At 65.2% G+C, this 16,504-nt stretch carries 12 protein-coding genes and 1 riboswitch; of the genes, 8 read left to right on the forward strand and 4 right to left on the reverse strand.

Annotation, left to right across the window (positions count from 1 at the left end):
- Positions 1 to 164 precede the first annotated feature (164 nt).
- The 4 genes from MF134_RS22325 to MF134_RS22340 all read left to right on the forward strand — a co-directional run bounded on the left by MF134_RS22325 (position 165) and on the right by MF134_RS22340 (position 3,577).
- Positions 165 to 887, forward strand: coding sequence for a response regulator (locus tag MF134_RS22325; RefSeq protein ID WP_255341627.1), 723 nt, complete (start codon positions 165 to 167; stop codon positions 885 to 887).
- Positions 884 to 2,227, forward strand: a complete 1,344-nt coding sequence (locus MF134_RS22330) for an ATP-binding protein (protein ID WP_255341628.1) — start codon at positions 884 to 886, stop codon at positions 2,225 to 2,227. The genes MF134_RS22325 and MF134_RS22330 overlap by 4 nt, the downstream gene beginning before the upstream one ends.
- Before the next feature lie 71 nt (positions 2,228 to 2,298).
- Positions 2,299 to 3,075, forward strand: a complete 777-nt coding sequence (locus MF134_RS22335; protein WP_255341629.1) for an HpcH/HpaI aldolase family protein — start codon at positions 2,299 to 2,301, stop codon at positions 3,073 to 3,075.
- Between the two features lie 109 nt (positions 3,076 to 3,184).
- Positions 3,185 to 3,577 carry a GFA family protein gene (locus MF134_RS22340; protein ID WP_255341630.1) on the forward strand — a complete coding sequence of 131 codons (393 nt, stop codon included), beginning with the start codon at positions 3,185 to 3,187 and terminating at the stop codon, positions 3,575 to 3,577.
- A 319-nt stretch (positions 3,578 to 3,896) separates the two neighbouring features.
- Here MF134_RS22340 and MF134_RS22345 read toward each other — a convergent pair whose 3' ends face one another.
- On the reverse strand, positions 3,897 to 4,307 hold the full coding sequence (locus MF134_RS22345) for a hypothetical protein (protein WP_255341631.1): 411 nt from the start codon (positions 4,305 to 4,307) through the stop codon (positions 3,897 to 3,899).
- Between the two features lie 171 nt (positions 4,308 to 4,478).
- Between MF134_RS22345 and MF134_RS22350 the strand changes: the two genes are divergently transcribed.
- On the forward strand, positions 4,479 to 6,107 hold the full coding sequence (locus MF134_RS22350) for a long-chain-fatty-acid--CoA ligase (RefSeq protein ID WP_255341632.1): 1,629 nt from the start codon (positions 4,479 to 4,481) through the stop codon (positions 6,105 to 6,107).
- Positions 6,108 to 6,212: 105 nt separating this feature from the next.
- A complete protein-coding gene (locus MF134_RS22355) occupies positions 6,213 to 7,133 on the forward strand; it encodes a DUF1499 domain-containing protein (RefSeq protein WP_255341633.1) in 921 nt (306 codons plus the stop codon).
- 21 nt (positions 7,134 to 7,154) lie between these two features.
- On the opposite strand, the gene MF134_RS22360 is transcribed toward MF134_RS22355, so the two are convergent.
- Together MF134_RS22360 and MF134_RS22365 are read right to left on the reverse strand one after the other, a co-directional pair.
- Entirely contained in the window at positions 7,155 to 8,084 is a 930-nt protein-coding gene (locus MF134_RS22360) for an MBL fold metallo-hydrolase (RefSeq protein WP_255341634.1), read from the reverse strand.
- Between the two features lie 235 nt (positions 8,085 to 8,319).
- Positions 8,320 to 9,615, reverse strand: coding sequence for a D-amino acid dehydrogenase (locus MF134_RS22365; protein ID WP_255341635.1), 1,296 nt, complete (start codon positions 9,613 to 9,615; stop codon positions 8,320 to 8,322).
- Between the two features lie 149 nt (positions 9,616 to 9,764).
- Positions 9,765 to 9,854, reverse strand: a riboswitch (glycine riboswitch).
- Between the two features lie 292 nt (positions 9,855 to 10,146).
- On the opposite strand from MF134_RS22365, the gene MF134_RS24125 reads away from it, so the two are divergent.
- A complete protein-coding gene (locus MF134_RS24125; protein ID WP_255341636.1) occupies positions 10,147 to 12,570 on the forward strand; it encodes a methyl-accepting chemotaxis protein in 2,424 nt (807 codons plus the stop codon).
- Between the two features lie 235 nt (positions 12,571 to 12,805).
- Here the strand turns inward: MF134_RS24125 and betC are convergent, their stop codons facing one another.
- A complete protein-coding gene (gene betC / locus MF134_RS22375; protein WP_255341637.1) occupies positions 12,806 to 14,320 on the reverse strand; it encodes a choline-sulfatase in 1,515 nt (504 codons plus the stop codon).
- 495 nt (positions 14,321 to 14,815) lie between these two features.
- On the opposite strand from betC, the gene MF134_RS22380 reads away from it, so the two are divergent.
- Positions 14,816 to 16,222 carry an MATE family efflux transporter gene (locus tag MF134_RS22380; RefSeq protein WP_255341638.1) on the forward strand — a complete coding sequence of 469 codons (1,407 nt, stop codon included), beginning with the start codon at positions 14,816 to 14,818 and terminating at the stop codon, positions 16,220 to 16,222.
- Positions 16,223 to 16,504 lie beyond the last annotated feature (282 nt).

Genomic DNA, 16,504 nt, shown 5'->3' on the forward strand with positions numbered 1-16,504 from the left:
TTGCCGTCGCAGAAATGTCCCGGCCGACCCGCCGATCTGTCGCCGCCTGTCGCATCCGGCCGTCTTGCGACAATCGCTTACAATTTTCTGCTGCGGCCTTTGCCGGGATGCCTATTGTCGGGTCATAGGAAGCCGTCCGCAGCAAGCCGAACGAAACGATCCCCATGGAAACAAGGCCCCATATCCTCGTCGTCGACGATCAGCGCGACATTCGCGAGCCGCTTGGCCGGTATCTCGAGAAGCACGGGATGAGGGTGACGCTTGCCGGCAGCGCGGCCGAGGCGCGGGAGGCCTGCAAGCGCCATTCCGTCGATCTCGTCGTTCTCGACATCATGATGCCGGGCGAAGACGGGCTCTCCCTCTGCCGCTCCTTGCGTGAGAGCGCCAACATGCCGGTGATCCTGCTCACTGCCATGGCCGAGGATGCGGACCGGATCGTCGGACTCGAAGTCGGCGCCGACGACTATGTGGTGAAGCCCTTCAATCCGCGCGAACTGCTCGCGCGAATCAAGGCAGTGCTTCGCCGGGCGACGACGCTGCCGCAATCGATGCAGCCTGTTTCCGAAGACCGAATGGCCTTCGGCGAATGGGTCTTCGATCTCGCCCGGCGCGAGGTCATGGGCGCTGATGGGGTGGTGGTGCCGCTTTCGACCGCCGAGTTCCGGCTGCTCTCTGCCTTCGTGCAGCGCCCGGGCATGGTGCTCACCCGCGATCAGCTCCTCGATCTCACCAGCGGACGCGAAGCCCATCCCTTCGACCGCTCCATCGACAACCAGATTTCGCGGCTCAGGCGCAAGCTGGAGGCCGATCCCAAGAACCCGGAAATCATCAAGACCGTCTGGGGTGGCGGCTATGTCTTTGCCGCTGCCGTGAAGGAGGCCTCGTGAGGCGCCTTCTTCCCCGGAGTCTGGGTGGCCAGTTCGCGACGCTTCTCATCATGGCGCTGCTGTTTGCGCATCTCGTCAGTCTGGCGCTGTTCTTCGACGAACGCGGCCGCGTGGTGCGGGCGGCCATCCGCTTCGGGGTCGTGGAGAAGGTTTCGACCCTCGTCCAGGTCTTCGACGACACCACGCCGGAACTCGGCCAGCGTCTGGCGACGGCCCTCAGCAACCGGCGCACGCGCCTCGAGATCGCGGAACGGAGCAGTTTGCCGCCGGACGGCATGAGTGAACGCGAGGAGGAATTCGCCGAGGAACTCGCCGATGCGCTCTCGGTCGACGAGCATGGCCCCCGCGCCCGCTTCACCGACCGCCCCCCGCGTCGCGATGAGGGCTGGATGCATCGCCACCATCGCGCTTTCACCGGTGTCGAGATTTCCATTCCGCTCGCCGGTGGGCGGTGGCTGAATGCGACCTCGGTGGTCAGGGCGCCACCCATCGGGCTCTCCTGGCCGTGGCTGGTCTCGCTTGGCGTCAGTGCGATTGCGACGCTTCTGGTGGCGGCGCTTCTCGTGCGCCGCATCACCGGGCCGATGCGCGAACTGGCGGCCGCGGCGGAAAAGATCGGCCGGGGCGAGGCGATCGACCCCGTGCCGGCGAAGGGGCCGAGCGAGATCCGCACCACCGTCGAGGCGTTCAACGTCATGCAGGAGCGTCTCTCGCGCTTCGTGCGCGACCGCACGCGCATGGTCGCCGCCATCAGCCACGATTTGCGCACGCCGATCACTTCATTGCGGCTGCGTGCGGAATTCATCGAGGACGCCGACCTTAAGCGCGACGTCGTCCGCACGCTCGACGAGATGCAGGCGATGGCGGATGCGACCCTGGCCTTCGCGCGCGAGGAGGGCGCGGGCGAGGCCACGCGCAGCGTCGATGTCGCGGCGCTGATCGACGGCTTCGTGGAGGACATGCGAGGCCTCGGCAAGGATGTCACTTATGAGGGGCCGGAGCGGCTCGTCTGGCGCTGCCGCCCGGTGAGCCTCAAGCGGGCTCTCGCCAATCTCGTGGAGAACGCCGTGCGCTATGCCGGCGCGGCGCGGATCGGTCTCGTGGAGGAAGGCGGCGAATTGCGGATCACGGTCGAGGACGACGGACCGGGGATCCCGGCGACGCATCTGGAGGAGGTCTTCGAGCCTTTCGTCCGTGTCGAGACCTCGCGCAGCCGCGAGACAGGTGGGGTCGGGCTCGGCCTGTCGATCGCCCGGTCGATCGTGCGCGCCCATGGGGGCGAATTGACCCTGACGAATCGGCAAACAGGCGGTCTCGTCGCCACCATCAGCCTGCCTTGAAGCCTCTCGCCGCCTTGGCGCCGCGGCCTATTTGGCTTGACTGAGTGTTGGCCGATTGCAAGGGGGAGGCGATGTTCAGGAACGGATTGCGGGAGATATGGGATTCCGGCCGGCCGGCGCTCAATGGCTGGCTCTCCATCGGCAATTCCTTCACCGCCGAGATCATGGCGGCGCAGGGCTATGATTCTCTGACGATCGATATCCAGCACGGCGCGCTCGACTATTCCTCGTTCCTGCCGATGTTCCAGGCGATGCGGGCTTCAGGCGTCGTGCCGATGGCCCGGGTGCCCTGGCGCGAACCGGGCATCGTCATGAAGGCGCTCGATGCCGGGGCGATGGGCATCATCTGCCCGATGATCAACAATGCCGAAGAGGCCGCCGAATTCGTCAGCTTCACGCGCTACCCGCCGCGTGGCCAGCGCAGCTTTGGCCCCACCCGCGCGACCGTCGCCTACGGCGGATACGACCTGTCGGCCAATGACGAAGTGCTGGCGCTGGCGATGATCGAAACGCGAGAGGGGGTCGAAAATCTCGACGCGATCGCGGCGACGCCCGGTCTCGACGGGCTCTATATCGGCCCCGCCGATCTCGCCCTCGGCAATTCCGAGGGGCGTCTTCCCCCGGGCTTCGACCGGGAGGAAGACGAGATGATCGCCCTGATCAAGCGGATTCTCGCGGCCTGCAAGGCGAACGGCATCAAGGCCTGCCTGCATTGCGCATCGCCTGACTATGCCGCGCGCGCGATTGGGTGGGGCTTCGACCTGACGACGGTCTCCAACGACGTGCGGCTTCTGGCAGAGGCCAGTGCCAATTCGGTGAAGCGGTGGCGGGAACTCGCCGGGTCGTGATCCTCGGCGACAAGCAGATGATCTGGTCTTGATCTTTTGAGCGCTGGAAGCGTCTTCATTCCGGCCAAGCGGCAGTTCGCCGCGAGATCCTGAATCCGGGAGGCGAGGGATGGACCGGTTTACCGGTGGCTGCCTCTGCGGCGACGTTCGGATTTTGGCAACAGGCCAGCCCTATCGCGTCGGCCTGTGCCATTGTCTCGACTGCCGCAAACATCACGGCGCACTGTTTCACGCTTCTGCCGTCTTTCCGCGCGAGGCGGTGACGGTTGAGGGGGAGGTGCGCGACTATGCCGGGCGCTTCTTCTGTCCTTGCTGCGGATCCTCGGTCTACTCGGTCAGCGCGGACGAGATCGAGGTGCATCTGGGTTCACTGGACAAGCCCGACCAACTGGTTCCGACCTATGAGTTGTGGACCATTCGCCGGGAATCCTGGCTTCCGGATTTTCCGATCGCGCGACACTATGAGCGGGATCGGGAAAACGAGAGCCGCGCCGAAGAATAGACTGGCTTCTCCCGGCATTGATGCCGGGAACGAGGGCCGCGAGTTGAGGACGATCGCCAGGCTTTCCGATGTCAGGGCAGAAGACCTGGACAACAGTCACTTGACACGACGGCTGCCGACACACCAGCGCCGCCTCCGTCCATAGGAGGGCTTCCACCCCGCTATCGTTCGTCGAGCTCTTCGCTTCAACCCACTGACGTCTTACCGCCCGCCCCTGCTGCGGCAGGATGGTGACCGCGGAGCGAGCCTGCCGCCATGCCGCCTCTCCGACGCCAGTCGGTTCGGAAGTCCTCGCGGGCGACAGACATCTTCGGCAGGCCTACGCCGTGCCTTCCGGCTCCATGTGGCCGAAGGGCAGTTCGTCGCGGATGCGGGTCAGGACGCCGATGAAGGCGCGCGCAAAGCCGTAGAAGCGTTCGCCGACCTCGTCGCGATCGGGCACGCGGATCGCATCGCCCTCTTCGTTCAGGACCGCGAACAGCACCCGGCCGCGGCTGTTTTCGGCCAGATGCACGGCGGCGATCTGGGAGACGTCCTCGAACGTGCCGTCCGTCGGCATGGCGAACAGGAATTCGCCGCCGATCATTTCGGCCGCCTGCCTCACGCAATCCTCAAACGAACCCTCCGCGAGGTCCGTGGCGTCGAGCGCCAGCTCGAACTCCACCGTCTCCACGCCCTCCCCGGCCTCGAAGACATGGCCTGGCTGCACCTGATCGATATCGATGGACATGATCGTCATTCCCCCTGTCTTATCCCTTGGCGAGGAGTGTGACGCGCCGACATGTCCAAACTTGGGCGGCCGGTCCGCCGGGTGGACAAGCCCGCGGCTTTCGGAAGACATTGGCTGCTCGAAAAAGACGCCGTCCATGCAGCGGCCGTCGCAAAATACGGGAGGAAATTCATGCGCGGTTTGATGCAGGACTGGCCGCTCTTGTGTTCGAAGATCATCGATCATGCGGCGCGCGAACACCCGCGTCGCGAGGTGGTCTCCCGTTCGGTCGAGGGCCCGATCCATCGCACCAATTACAAGGCCGTGCGTGAGCGCGCGCTCAAGCTTGCCCAGCGGCTCGAAAAGGACGGGTTCGGGGTCGGCGACCGGATCGCCACCATGGCCTGGAACACCTGGCGGCATCTGGAATGCTGGTACGGGATCACCGGCATCGGCGCAGTCTACCACACGCTCAACCCTCGGCTGTTTCCCGAACAGATCGCCTGGATCATGAACGATGCCGAGGACAAGCTCCTCTTCGTCGACCTGACCTTCCTGCCCCTCGTCGAGGCGCTTCAGCCCAAACTTCCCAGTCTCCGGAAGGTCGTCGTGCTGACCGACGCCGCGAACATGCCGGAGACGAAGGTCGCGAACGCGGTGCCATACGAGGAATGGCTGAACGAGGTCGATGGAGACTTCGCCTGGAAGGAATTCGACGAAACCACCGCAGCCGGCATGTGCTACACCTCGGGCACGACCGGCAATCCCAAGGGCGTCGTCTATTCCCACCGCTCCAATGTGCTGCATTCCATGCTATCGCAGGCGCCGGACGCCATGGGGCTTGCCTCCCGCGATTCCATGCTGCCGATCGTGCCGCTGTTCCATGCGAACGGCTGGGGTCTGGCTCTCACGGCGCCGATGGCCGGTGCGCGGCTGGTGATGCCCGGCCCGAAGATGGACGGGGCGTCGGTCCACGAGTTGATCAATACGGAAAAGGTCACCTGTTCGGCTGCCGTGCCGACGGTCTGGCTGATGCTGCTCCAGCATCTGCAATCCTCCGGCGGCGAATTGCCGACGCTCGACCGCGTGGTGATCGGCGGCTCGGCCTGTCCGCGCAAGGTGACCGACGCCTTCCAGAACCGCTACGGCGTCAAGGTTGTCCATGCCTGGGGCATGACGGAGATGAGCCCGCTGGGCACGCTCTGCGCGCTCAAGCCGGAAGTCGCCGACAAGACAGGCGAGGAACTGCTCGACGTCGAGGAGAAGCAGGGCTTCCCGCCCTTCGGCGTCGAGATGAAGGTGACGGACGATGCCAATGTGGAGCGGCCGCGCGACGGCAAGACATTCGGCCGCCTGAAGGTGCGCGGGCCGGCCGTCGCCAGCGCCTATTTCAAGAATCAGGGCGCCGAGATGTTCGATGAAGAGGGCTGGTTCGATACCGGCGACGTCGCCCATATCGATGAGAACGGCTACATGCAGATCACCGACCGGGCGAAGGACGTGATCAAGTCGGGCGGCGAATGGATTTCCTCGATCGAGCTGGAGAATATCGCCGTCGGCCATCCGGAGGTGGCCGAAGCCGCCGTGATCGGCCTCCAGCATCCCAAATGGGACGAGCGACCGCTGCTCGTCTGCGTGAAAAAGGAAGGCTGCGACCCGACGAAGGAGGACATCCTGGCCTTTCTTTCGGACAAGATCGCCAAATGGTGGATGCCGGACGACGTGGTCTTCGTCGAGGCGATTCCCCACACCGCGACCGGCAAGATCCAGAAGACGACGCTTCGCGAGGACTTCAGGGACTACGTCCTGCCGACGGCCTGACGCATCGCCAGCAAGGCTCGAACGCCGTCCTCGGCCCGGGCGCGCTTCCTAAAGCTCCGCAGCTTCTGTAGGATTGGCTGCGGACAAGAACTCCAAGCGTGAGCGATGAAGAGCGCCTTCGGCCATCTGCCGGTCTCCGGTCATTATGTCAGGAAGCGGCTGCGTCTGGCGGGTTTCGCCCGCTGGCTCGCCGGCTTCTCCCTCGTGACGACGCTTGCCGGCTTCGCCGTCTACCGGCTCGGCGGAATAGAATTGCGCGCGCTGATCGGCCTGTTTCTGCTCTGCGCAGGGATGGGTCTCCTCGCCTTTCTCCTGTCGTGCTACAGCCTCATGCGCGTCTGGTTCGGCGGCGTTCTGGGCGGCGGCAAATCGATCGCCGCCTTCGTGCTTGCGGTTCTGGCACTTCTGCCCTTGGGTCTTGCCGCCTATCTCCTCTACACGAATCCGCGCGCCAATCTCGCCTACACGGAAGGCATGGAGCCCGACACGATCGGCGAAGTGATCGAGACCGCTCCAACCGCGGCCGAGCGCTGGCGTCTGGCGATCAATGCCGAAGACCGGCCCAGCCTCGTGACCGGTCGCCGCTACTTCGCCGTCGCACCGGAAGTCTACAAGGCGGTGCGTCTCGTCCTGGCCGACCGGGGTTGGGAGGTGAACGAGGTCGAGGTCGGTCGGCCGGAGGAAATCGCCGAGGCCATCGAGAGCGGGGATCTCGGCGTCAGCGGGACGGTCGAGGCACCGATCCCCACGCCGCGTTCCGAGGCGCGGAACCTGACCGAGGCGGATCTCGTCACCACCCGCGACAGCGACCGCTACCAGATCGAAGCCACCGCCGAGGATTTCGTCTTCGAACTCCCGAGCGACATCGTCATCCGCATTCAGGAAGACGGCAACGAGACCTTCGTCGACGCCCGTTCGGCATCGCGGGCCATCGGTGTCGATTTCGGTCAGAACCGCCGTTTCCTCGAGAGCTTCTTCGACGACCTCGACACGGCGCTTGCGGGGCAGGTGGCGACGTCGTCGTAGGGCGCTTCAGCGTGGTCGGTATCAATCGGCAGGCCGATAGTGCCGGTCCTGCAAAGGCCCATCGGTTTCACAGACAATGCGACCGCGCTCTTCGAGGTCGTCGAGATGGGCCTTCACGGACAGGCCGGCGGCGCCGTGCAGGCGTGGATCGAGCCCCTGATAGATCGCGGCGACGATCTGAGGGATCGTGCGGTCGCCCGCCTCGATGCGCTTGACGATCGCCGCTTCGCGCATCGTCCGGTGGCGGATAAGTCCGCGCACGAAAGGGATCGGCCTTTCGACCGGCCCGCCGTGACCCGGCAGATAACGACCTTCCGAGCGCGTCAGCAGCTTGCGCAGCGAACTCATGTAGTCGCGCATCACCCCGTCGGGCGGCGCCACCACCGGTGTCGACCACGCCATCACATGGTCGCCGGAGAACAGAACGCCCGCCTCGGGCAGCGCCAGGGCAATGTGGTCGGACGCGTGGCCGGGCGTCGCCACCACCTCCAGCCTTCGGCCCGCGAGGTCGAGAACCTCGCCGTCTTGCAGAACGCGATCGAAGGCAAGACCGGTTTCGGCGGCGGCGTCGAGCCCTACGCCGCCATCGTCACCACGCGGCCTTGCCGTCATTCCGAGCAAGGGGGCGTCGACGCGTTGCCGGAAGTCGGCGGCCAGGGCCGCATGGTCGCGATGGCTGTGGGTGAGGATCACGCTCTCGACGGTGCGCTCCCCGATCGCCGCAATGAGCGCATCGCTATGGGCGTCGTCGTCCGGACCGGGATCGATGACGAAGCATTCACGGTCGCTCCCCAACACGTAGCTGTTGGTGCCCTTGAAGGTGAAGGCAGATGGGTTGTTCGCCGTTACCCGAAGGATGTCGGGCGCCACCGCGATCGCCGCGCCATAGGCCGGATCGAAATCGGTCCTGAAGGTAGGCTCCTTTTCGTCGCTCTCGTCGATCTTGCTCATGTCCCGGGGATCGTCCTCCAGCCCGTTTCCCGCTCGCCTTACCCTTCCTGCTCCGAAACGGCGAGGCGGATGGATCGTTTCCCGTCTGCGACCTGCGACTTAGGAGATATGTCTTCCAGGCGGCAGGCATTCGCGCGGCAAGCGACGGCAAAGGCTGCGCCCGAATTAATTGGCACCAGTCGCAGCACATTGCCCTCAGGGTATAGAGGCGATCGTTGCCGGCAAGGAAGCTGGATCAAACGCCTTGGGTTGCCAGGCCCTCGTGCGAATCCTGGACCGAGACGCCGGGCCGGACGCGCCGGGAATAGGCGCCGGCAACCTCGCCGGCGATCATGTCGGCGGTGACGGCGGAGAGCGTCCAGCCGAGATGGCCGTGGCCGGTGTTGTAGAAGACGCCCGGCCGGCGGCCCTGCCCCACCCGCGGCATCATGTTCGGCATCATCGGACGCAGGCCCGCCCAGGGCACGACGGAGGCGGTCGAAACGCCCGGGAAATGCGTGCGGCACCACTCGACCAGCGGGCGGATGCGGGCCGCCTTGATGTCGCGGTTCTCGCCGGTGAATTCGGCCGTGCCCGCGATGCGCAGTCGGTCCGCACCGAGGCGGCTGGTGACCACCTTGGCATGATCGTCGAGGATGCTGACCATCGGGGCGGCGGCCCGGCTCTCCTCGTCGTCCAGATTGACGGTGATGGAATAACCCTTCACCGGATAGACATTCACCCGATCCCCGAGCTGGTGCGCGAATTCGCGGCTGGCGACGCCGGCACAGACGACGACGCCGTCGAACCGCTCCTGCCGGGATGCATCGGTTCCGTCCTTTGAGCGCCACGAGACAGCAACGCTGCCATCCGAATTGGAGGCAAGGCGCGAGACATCCGCGCCGAAATGGGTGTGAGCGCCACGGCGGCGGCAGGCATCGGCCAGGCGGCGCGTATATTTGTGGATGTCGCCGGTAAAATCGGATTCAGTGAAGAAGCCGCCGATGAACTTGCCACGGATCGTGGGTTCGATGGCGGCGACCTCTTCGGCGGAAACCGCGACGCGCTTCAGCCCTCCCTTTTCAAGAAGTCTGTTGACCTCGGCTGCATGGTCGAATTCGCCCTGTTCCTCGTAGACATGCAGGATGCCGCGCTTTTCGACGTCGAAGTCGAAGCCTTCGCGCTCGGCCATGTCGAGGAGATGCCGGCGCGCGGCGATGGCGAGCCGGGTGGTGGCGATGGTGTTCTCTTCGTAGCTGCGGGCTGCGAGCACGAATTCGGCCATCCAGGACAGCTTGTGCCAGGACGGCGTCGGGTTGACCAGGAGCGGCGCGTCCTTGGTCAGCATCCATTTGAGGCCCTTGAGGAAGGTGCTCGGCCGGTTCCAGACCTCGGCGTTGGAGGCCGATAGCTGGCCGCCATTGGCGAAGGACGTCTCCATTGCAGCATAGGCCTGACGATCGAAGATCGTGACCTCGAAGCCACGCATGAGGAGCTTGTAGGCGGTGGTGATGCCGGTGATGCCGGCGCCGATGACGGCGATCGAAGTCATGACGAGCCTTTCTTCCGCGGTTTTCGCGGAGATCCGTGCGCGCCCCTCCCGTCATGAGCCTGAGAGCTTCACAGAAAGCCGGCGTACCCGGCCTCGTGCTTTCTCCTTCGGCGGACGGCCGGTGCCCTGGCCGCCACTCTTCGGATTTTTGCGACGAAACGGTCCCTTTGCCTGAGAGTTTCCGGGGCGGTTGCTCCTTCGGCGCCGGCCCGAGGGCCGATCTCTCCCGTATTCGTCGGTGATCGAAGTCTAGTGCCTGAACCTTGACCCGACAATGACGAGTCCCTCAAAGGTCCATGCATAGCTGCTATGCATTTTTGCATGATCAGATGGTTATAGCCGCATCCGGCCAACCTTGCGCGATTCGGCAAGCGCCAGTCCAAGTCGCGACGTTAGGATCGCCTCACGTCGCCTGAGAACCGGCCGCGTCGGCGGAGCGTGACCGGGCGACAGCCACGAACAAGACCCGCATGCGAAATCATCTGGACCCGCATTCTTGCGGACCATGTCGGAAAAGAGAACGTAACAAGCGTGGGCATCAAGGGCCGGATCATCGTTGCATTCCTGCCGGTCGCCATTCTGGCGATCGCGCTCGGTCTCGTCGCCCAGATGGCATGGCCGGAGGCAAGTCCCGCACCTGCGGTGACGGCGGTGCCGCAGCCGGTCCGGATCGCACCCGCTCCTGCTCCTGCTGCTCCAGCACCTGCCCGGCTGAACAAACCGGCCCCGCTCGGCGAATTCGCCTTGCGCGCTTCCAGCGATCTCGAACGCCTGCGAATCGCGGCCGTGGACTTCATCGAGGACGGCCGGAAGGACAGCTACGACCGCTTCCAGAGCGCCGCGAGCGAATTTGGCGAGCTTTCGCCGGAAGACCGCCGCCTTCTCGCCGGCGACGCAGGATCGGAGGCCGCCTGGAAGCGGGTAGAGACCGGTATCGCCTCCTGGCAGTCGGCGATGGACCAACTCTACGGCCTGCGAACCGGTGAGGCCAAGGCGACGGGCGCGGTGGCCGAATCCGGACCGCTGGCCGTCTCGGCGATGTCCGACGTGATCAAGCTTGCCTGGCGCGCCTTCGACATCGAGGCGCTCTATCACGCGACCGCCACCTTCGAATCCCTGAATGCCAGCCTCGTCTCGGCCGAACGGTTCCTGCGCACCGACGAAGGCGCCGCCTTCGACGTGGCGCAGTCCAAGCTGAACGAGGCGATTGGCCGGCATGCGGCGATGACCAAGCTGATGACGGACCCTGCCCAGCTCGAACGGGCGCGGGAATCGCTGTCGCTGATGAAGGATTATGGCGAGAAGCTCGGCGCAACGAAGGACTTCGCCGCGCGCATGCGCGAGCTTCGCGCCGGCATGCTGATCACCCTGCCCCGCGCGCTTGCCGACCACGTCGCGACGCTGCGGCGAGCAGCCACTGCAGATGTCCCCTCAATCGACCCGGTCGAGACGGCAAGCGTCTCGGCCGCCGACGGCGACGAAAACGCCGCGACCACCGCAAATCCGGGACCGGCGACCGCCGGCTTCGCACCCGGGCCCCTGGTGCTCGCCGGCAGCATCCTGATCGCGCTGGTCGCGCTCTTGAGCGGGTTTGTCGCCGCTCGCAAGATCGTCGGACCCTTCACCCAGTTTTCGGCGGCGCTGACCAGCCGGGCCCAAGACGAAACCCGCGCCCCGCTCGAGGAAGCCGAACGGGAGGACGAACTCGGCGACATCGCCCGGGCCGTCATTGCCATCGAAAAGCAGTCGAGCCGCAACGACGCCGCAAGCGCCGAAGCCGACGCCCGCCGTCGCCTCGGCGAGCTCGAGAAGATCGAGCAGCAGACGGCCTCCCTTTCGGCCGAGCGGGAGGCGCTCGAAGAGACGATGGGAACCCTGTCTTCAGGCATCAAGCGGCTGAGCGCAGGGGAAATGAACGTTCGGATCGCTGACGAGATGGGCGATCATTCCGAAATCGGCGAAGAGTTCGACAGGCTCGCCGAGAAGCTCGAACAGACCTTCAGCGCGCTGTCGATCGCCAATTCCTCGCTCGCGACGGGGCTCGGTGAGATTTTCGTCGCGACCGACGATCTCGCTCGGCGCACCGAGCAGCAGGCTGCCAATCTGGAACAGACCGTCGCCTCGCTGGGCGACGTCTCCGGTGCCGTTGCGGAAACGGCGGAAGGCGCGCGTCAGGCCGAACTCGCGGCAGCGACCGCCAAGGAGACGGCCGGTCGCGGCGGCGACATCGTCGGACGGGCGATCTCCGCCATGTCGGCAATCGAGCAGTCGTCCCAGAAGGTCGTGAAGATCATCGGCGTGATCGACGAGATCGCCTTCCAGACCAATCTTCTGGCGCTCAATGCCGGTGTCGAGGCGGCACGCGCCGGCGAAGCGGGACGCGGCTTCGCCGTCGTCGCCCAGGAAGTCCGCGGCCTCGCCCAACGCTCGGCCGACGCGGCCAAGGAAATCAAGCAGCTGATCAACGCCTCGAACGGTCAGGTGAAGGAAGGCGTGTCGCTGGTGACGGCTTCCGGCGACTCGCTGGGCGAGATCGTCGGCAAGGTGGCGGAAGTCAGCCGCCTCGTTGCCGAAATCTCCCAGCGCGCCCAGGATCAGGCGGTGAATCTGAAGGAAGTTTCGAGCGCGGCCGAGCAGATGGACCAGGCGACCCAGCAGAACGCCGCCATGGTCGAGGAGACGACCGCCGCTGCCCAGAACCTGCGCGCCGAGACCGAGACGCTGGCCGTCCTGATTTCCGGCTTTGCGCCGGCGAAGTCGAAGCCCAAGTTCAGGTCCGCCCCCGACCACGGGCGCCCCCTCCACCGCCCTGCGCCAACCATGGCGCATGACGACGATGCGGACGACGACGTCACGCTCTGGCATGCGCCGCCAGTGCGCGCCGCGTCCGGCCGCGCCAGTGCCGTCGCCGTCAAGCGCGCGACGCCGGAAGAGGATGGCTGGGAGGAGTTCTGACCGTCGAGCGGGATCTGGCCACTTTCGTTTCGGCCGTGCCTTCCGACTTCAGCCCAATCCTCACCGTTGCAGACCCCCCTCTGTCACTTCGTGACATCTCCCCCGCAAGGGGGGAGAGTGGTGGGCGCTACCATCGATGAAGGCCTTTCTCCCCCCTTGCGGGGGGAGATGTCCGGCAGGACAGAGGGGTTACCCTCAGGCCCTGTCGCAGACGCTATATTCAGTCGCCTCAACCTCACTCCCCGCGGGGGAAGCGGGCGTTCTCCTCCACGACGTTCAAGTCCATGTGGTTGCGCATGTAGCGCTCCGACGCCTTCTGGAGCGGCTGGTAGTCCCAGGGGTAATAGGCACCGTTCCTCAGCGCGTCATAGACGACCCACCGCCGGGCCTGGCTCTCGCGCACTTCGGCGTCATACCGCGCCATGTCCCATTTCGCCCGCATCTGCGCCTGAAAGCCCTTGAGCGTCTCGGCATGGGCGGGGTCGCCCGCGAGGTTGGTCATCTCCTGCGGATCGGATTCGAGATCAAAGAGCTGCGGCGGGTCGAGTTCGCAATGGTTGAACTTCCACTTCCCCTCGCGGATCGAGACGAGCGGCGCATAGGAGCCTTCGGCGGCGTATTCCATATAGACCGGCTCCGGCCGCTCATGGCCGTTGACCAGCGGCAGCAGCGAATGGCCGTCGGTCCAGGGTTTGATCGCCCCCATGTCGATGCCGGCGAGATCGCAGAGTGTCGGGGTCATGTCGATCGTCGACACCGGAGAGTGGACGAGGCGCGGCTCAAGGCCGGGCGCCGAGATCATCAGCGGCACCCGGGCCGAGCCCTCGAAGAAGCTCATCTTGAACCACAGGCCGCGCTCGCCCAGCATGTCGCCATGGTCGGAGACGAAGGCGATCACTGTGTTCTCGTCCATGCGCGTGCGCTTCAGCACGTCGAGGATCGAGCCGATCTTCTCGTCGAGATAGGACAAATTCGCGAAGTAGCCGCGCCGCGAGCGGCGGACGTTTTCGCTCAGAATGTCGAACTTGGTGTAGTCGTTCGCCTGATAGAGTCGCTGCGAATGGGCATCCTGATCCTCGAACGGAATGGCGCCGGTCACCGGCTCCAGATGCTCGCAATTCTCGTAAAGGTCCCAGTATTTCCTCCGCGCGACGTAAGGATCGTGCGGGTGGGTGAAGGAAACGGTGAGCGCCCAGGGCCGGTCGTCATGGCCGCGCGAGAGCTGGAACAGCTTCTGCTCCGCAAAGAAGGCGACCTCGTCGTCATATTCCATCTGGTTGGAGATCTCGGCGACGCCCGCCCCGGTGACCGAACCCAGATTGTGGTACCACCAGTCGATCCGCTCGCCGGGCTTGCGATAGTCCGGCGTCCAGCCGAAATCGGCCGGGTAGACGTCGGTCGTCAGCCGCTCCTCGAAACCGTGGAGCTGGTCCGGTCCGACGAAATGCATCTTGCCCGACAGGCAGGTGTGATAGCCGGCTTTCCTGAGATGATGGGCATAGGTCGGGATCGCCGACTGGAACTCCGCCGCATTGTCGTAGACCCGCGTGCGCGACGGCAACTGCCCGGACATGAAGGACGCCCGCCCCGGCGCGCAGAGCGGGCTCGCCGTATAGCTGTTCTGAAACCGGGTCGAGCGCTCGGCCAGCGCCTTCAGATGCGGCATGTGCAGGAAATCCGCCGGCCCGTCAGGAAACAGCGTCCCATTGGCCTGATCGACCATGATGATGAGAATGTTCGGGCGGGACATGGCGGGAAACCCTTCTCGACGCTGTATTGATTGATGGCTCAAACAATGAACCTGCTCTAACGGTCATTGCCCCTGCCCACAATGGGGGTCCCGGCGCCGCCGGGGCAACCGCATAGGCGGATATGCGAAACAAGAAGCACGACGCGCCGTCATCCTCGGGCCTGTCCCGAGGATCCACAGCCAGAGTCGCATCAGAATCTTCGGAGATATCCTTCCTCCCGCGGAGAGCTCTAAGAACATCTCTCAGGAGATCATCGGGACAGGCCCGAGGATGACGGAACGGAACGGTATCACCCCCACTCGATCGCCCTGACCGCAACAGAAAGAGCGAAGCAGCCCGGCCGGCACTGCCTCTCATGTGGTTGGGTCGACTGGAATTCTCCACGTTGAGGCGACGCGCCCCGATGGGTGCATCGGAACCAACTCTCCTTCCAGCCACGCCGGATTGGCATCCGCCGCGCGGCGGGCTACAGCCCTGCCGAAAGGATGGGCCCAATGCTGCAGGACGATGCAACGGCACAGGCCGCCGCCGCGAGCGGGGTGGCGGGGCAGACGTGGCTCGGGCATGCGCGTGCGACCCTGGTGCTCGGCCTGCCGCTGATCGGCGTGCAGCTGGCACAGGTGACGATGAACGTCACCGACACCATCATGGTCGGCTGGCTCGGCGCCGGCGAACTCGCCGCAACGGTCCTGGCGACGCAGGCGTTCTTTCTTTTCTTCATCTTCGGTTCGGGCTTTGCCCATGCCGCGGTTCCGCTGGCGGCAACGGCCGAAGGCCAGGGGGATCCCCGCGGCGTGCGCCGTTCGATCCGCATGAGCCTCTGGGTGCTGATGCTCTATGGAGCCGTCACCATGGTGCCGCTCGCCCTGGTCGGTCCGATCCTTCTGGCGCTCGGACAGGAACCGGAGATCTCGCGCCTTGCCGCCGCCTATATGGCGCTCGGCCAGTGGTCGATGTTTCCGGCCCTGGCGATCCTCAGCCTGCGCGCCTACCTCACCGTGGTCAATCGCGCCTATCTGATGCTTTCGGTGATCGTCGCCGGTGCGCTCGCCAATGCCGGCTTCAACTACGTCTTCATCTTCGGCCATCTCGGCGCGCCGGCCCTGGGAATCGTCGGGGCGGCGCTGGCAACGGTTCTGGCGAATCTCACCATGGCTGGCCTTCTCATCGGCTACACGCTCGCAGCCCCCGCCCTGGCTCGCTATGAGCTCTATGCCCGCTTCTGGCGGCCCGACTGGCCGGCCTTCTTGGAAGTCGTACGCCTCGGTCTGCCGATTTCGGCGACGATCATCGCCGAGGTCGGGCTGTTCGCGACGTCCTCGATCATGATGGGCTGGCTCGGCACGATCCCGCTCGCTGCCCACGGTATCGCGCTGCAGATCGCCGCGATTTCCTTCATGGTCCCTCTGGGGCTTGCGAGCGCTGCGACCGTGCGCGTCGGACTGGCCGCCGGGCGAGGCGACAGGGTCGCCCTCGGCCGCGCGGGAACCGTCGTGATCCTGATCAGCGGATCGATCGCCTTCCTGGCCGCGATGCTCTTCTGGCTCGTGCCCGAGCGGCTCGTCGGCCTGTTTCTCGATCAGGCCAACGAAAACGCCGCCGATGTGCTGGAAACCGCCGTGCCACTGCTGCTCGTGGCGGCGGTCTTCCAGCTCGCCGACGCGCTTCAGGCGGTGGGCGCCGGCGTCCTGCGCGGCATGAAGGACACGCGCGTGCCGATGATCATGGCGCTGATCAGCTATTGGCTGGTCGGCATGCCGGTCGCCTATCTTCTGGCGTTCCCGGCGGGTGTCGGCGCCCCCGGCATCTGGTGGGGCCTCGCGTCGGGGCTGGCGGTGGCGGCGGTGATGTTGAACTGGCGCTATGTAAGGCGGGAACGGTATGGTTTGGCCCCGGAGTGACTGGACAACAAGACCGACTGATATGAGTCCCTCAATCTACCAAGTGCATTCTTAAAGCCCTGCGGACCGCCCGGCGGTGGAGAACCGGACAGGTCAGTGCCATTGATAGCCTACGGCAAACTGTGATTACGGGAGATACGTCGACACAAACTAGTAGCAAGGACTCACCCTTGAAGTTCAGTATCTTCAGCGTGCCCTTCTACCGATCACCGTGTGTATCACGCCCAGAGCGCGTTTTGGCTGGAGTAGGTTCGATCGACCGTACCTAGGTCCCTCTATACG

Source organism: Jiella marina, from assembly GCF_024359545.1.
Lineage (GTDB): Bacteria > Pseudomonadota > Alphaproteobacteria > Rhizobiales > Rhizobiaceae > Jiella.

Excerpts from the sequence above, each read along its gene's own strand:
- MF134_RS22325 (WP_255341627.1), top strand. The coding sequence starts at position 165 with ATGGAAACAAGGCCCCATATCCTCGTCGTCGACGATCAGCGCGACATT.
- MF134_RS22335 (WP_255341629.1), top strand. The coding sequence starts at position 2,299 with ATGTTCAGGAACGGATTGCGGGAGATATGGGATTCCGGCCGGCCGGCG.
- MF134_RS22340 (WP_255341630.1), top strand. The coding sequence starts at position 3,185 with ATGGACCGGTTTACCGGTGGCTGCCTCTGCGGCGACGTTCGGATTTTG.
- MF134_RS22345 (WP_255341631.1), bottom strand. The coding sequence starts at position 4,307 with ATGTCCATCGATATCGATCAGGTGCAGCCAGGCCATGTCTTCGAGGCC.
- MF134_RS22350 (WP_255341632.1), top strand. The coding sequence starts at position 4,479 with ATGCGCGGTTTGATGCAGGACTGGCCGCTCTTGTGTTCGAAGATCATC.
- MF134_RS22355 (WP_255341633.1), top strand. The coding sequence starts at position 6,213 with ATGAAGAGCGCCTTCGGCCATCTGCCGGTCTCCGGTCATTATGTCAGG.
- MF134_RS22360 (WP_255341634.1), bottom strand. The coding sequence starts at position 8,084 with ATGAGCAAGATCGACGAGAGCGACGAAAAGGAGCCTACCTTCAGGACC.
- MF134_RS22365 (WP_255341635.1), bottom strand. The coding sequence starts at position 9,615 with ATGACTTCGATCGCCGTCATCGGCGCCGGCATCACCGGCATCACCACC.
- betC (WP_255341637.1), bottom strand. The coding sequence starts at position 14,320 with ATGTCCCGCCCGAACATTCTCATCATCATGGTCGATCAGGCCAATGGG.
- MF134_RS22380 (WP_255341638.1), top strand. The coding sequence starts at position 14,816 with ATGCTGCAGGACGATGCAACGGCACAGGCCGCCGCCGCGAGCGGGGTG.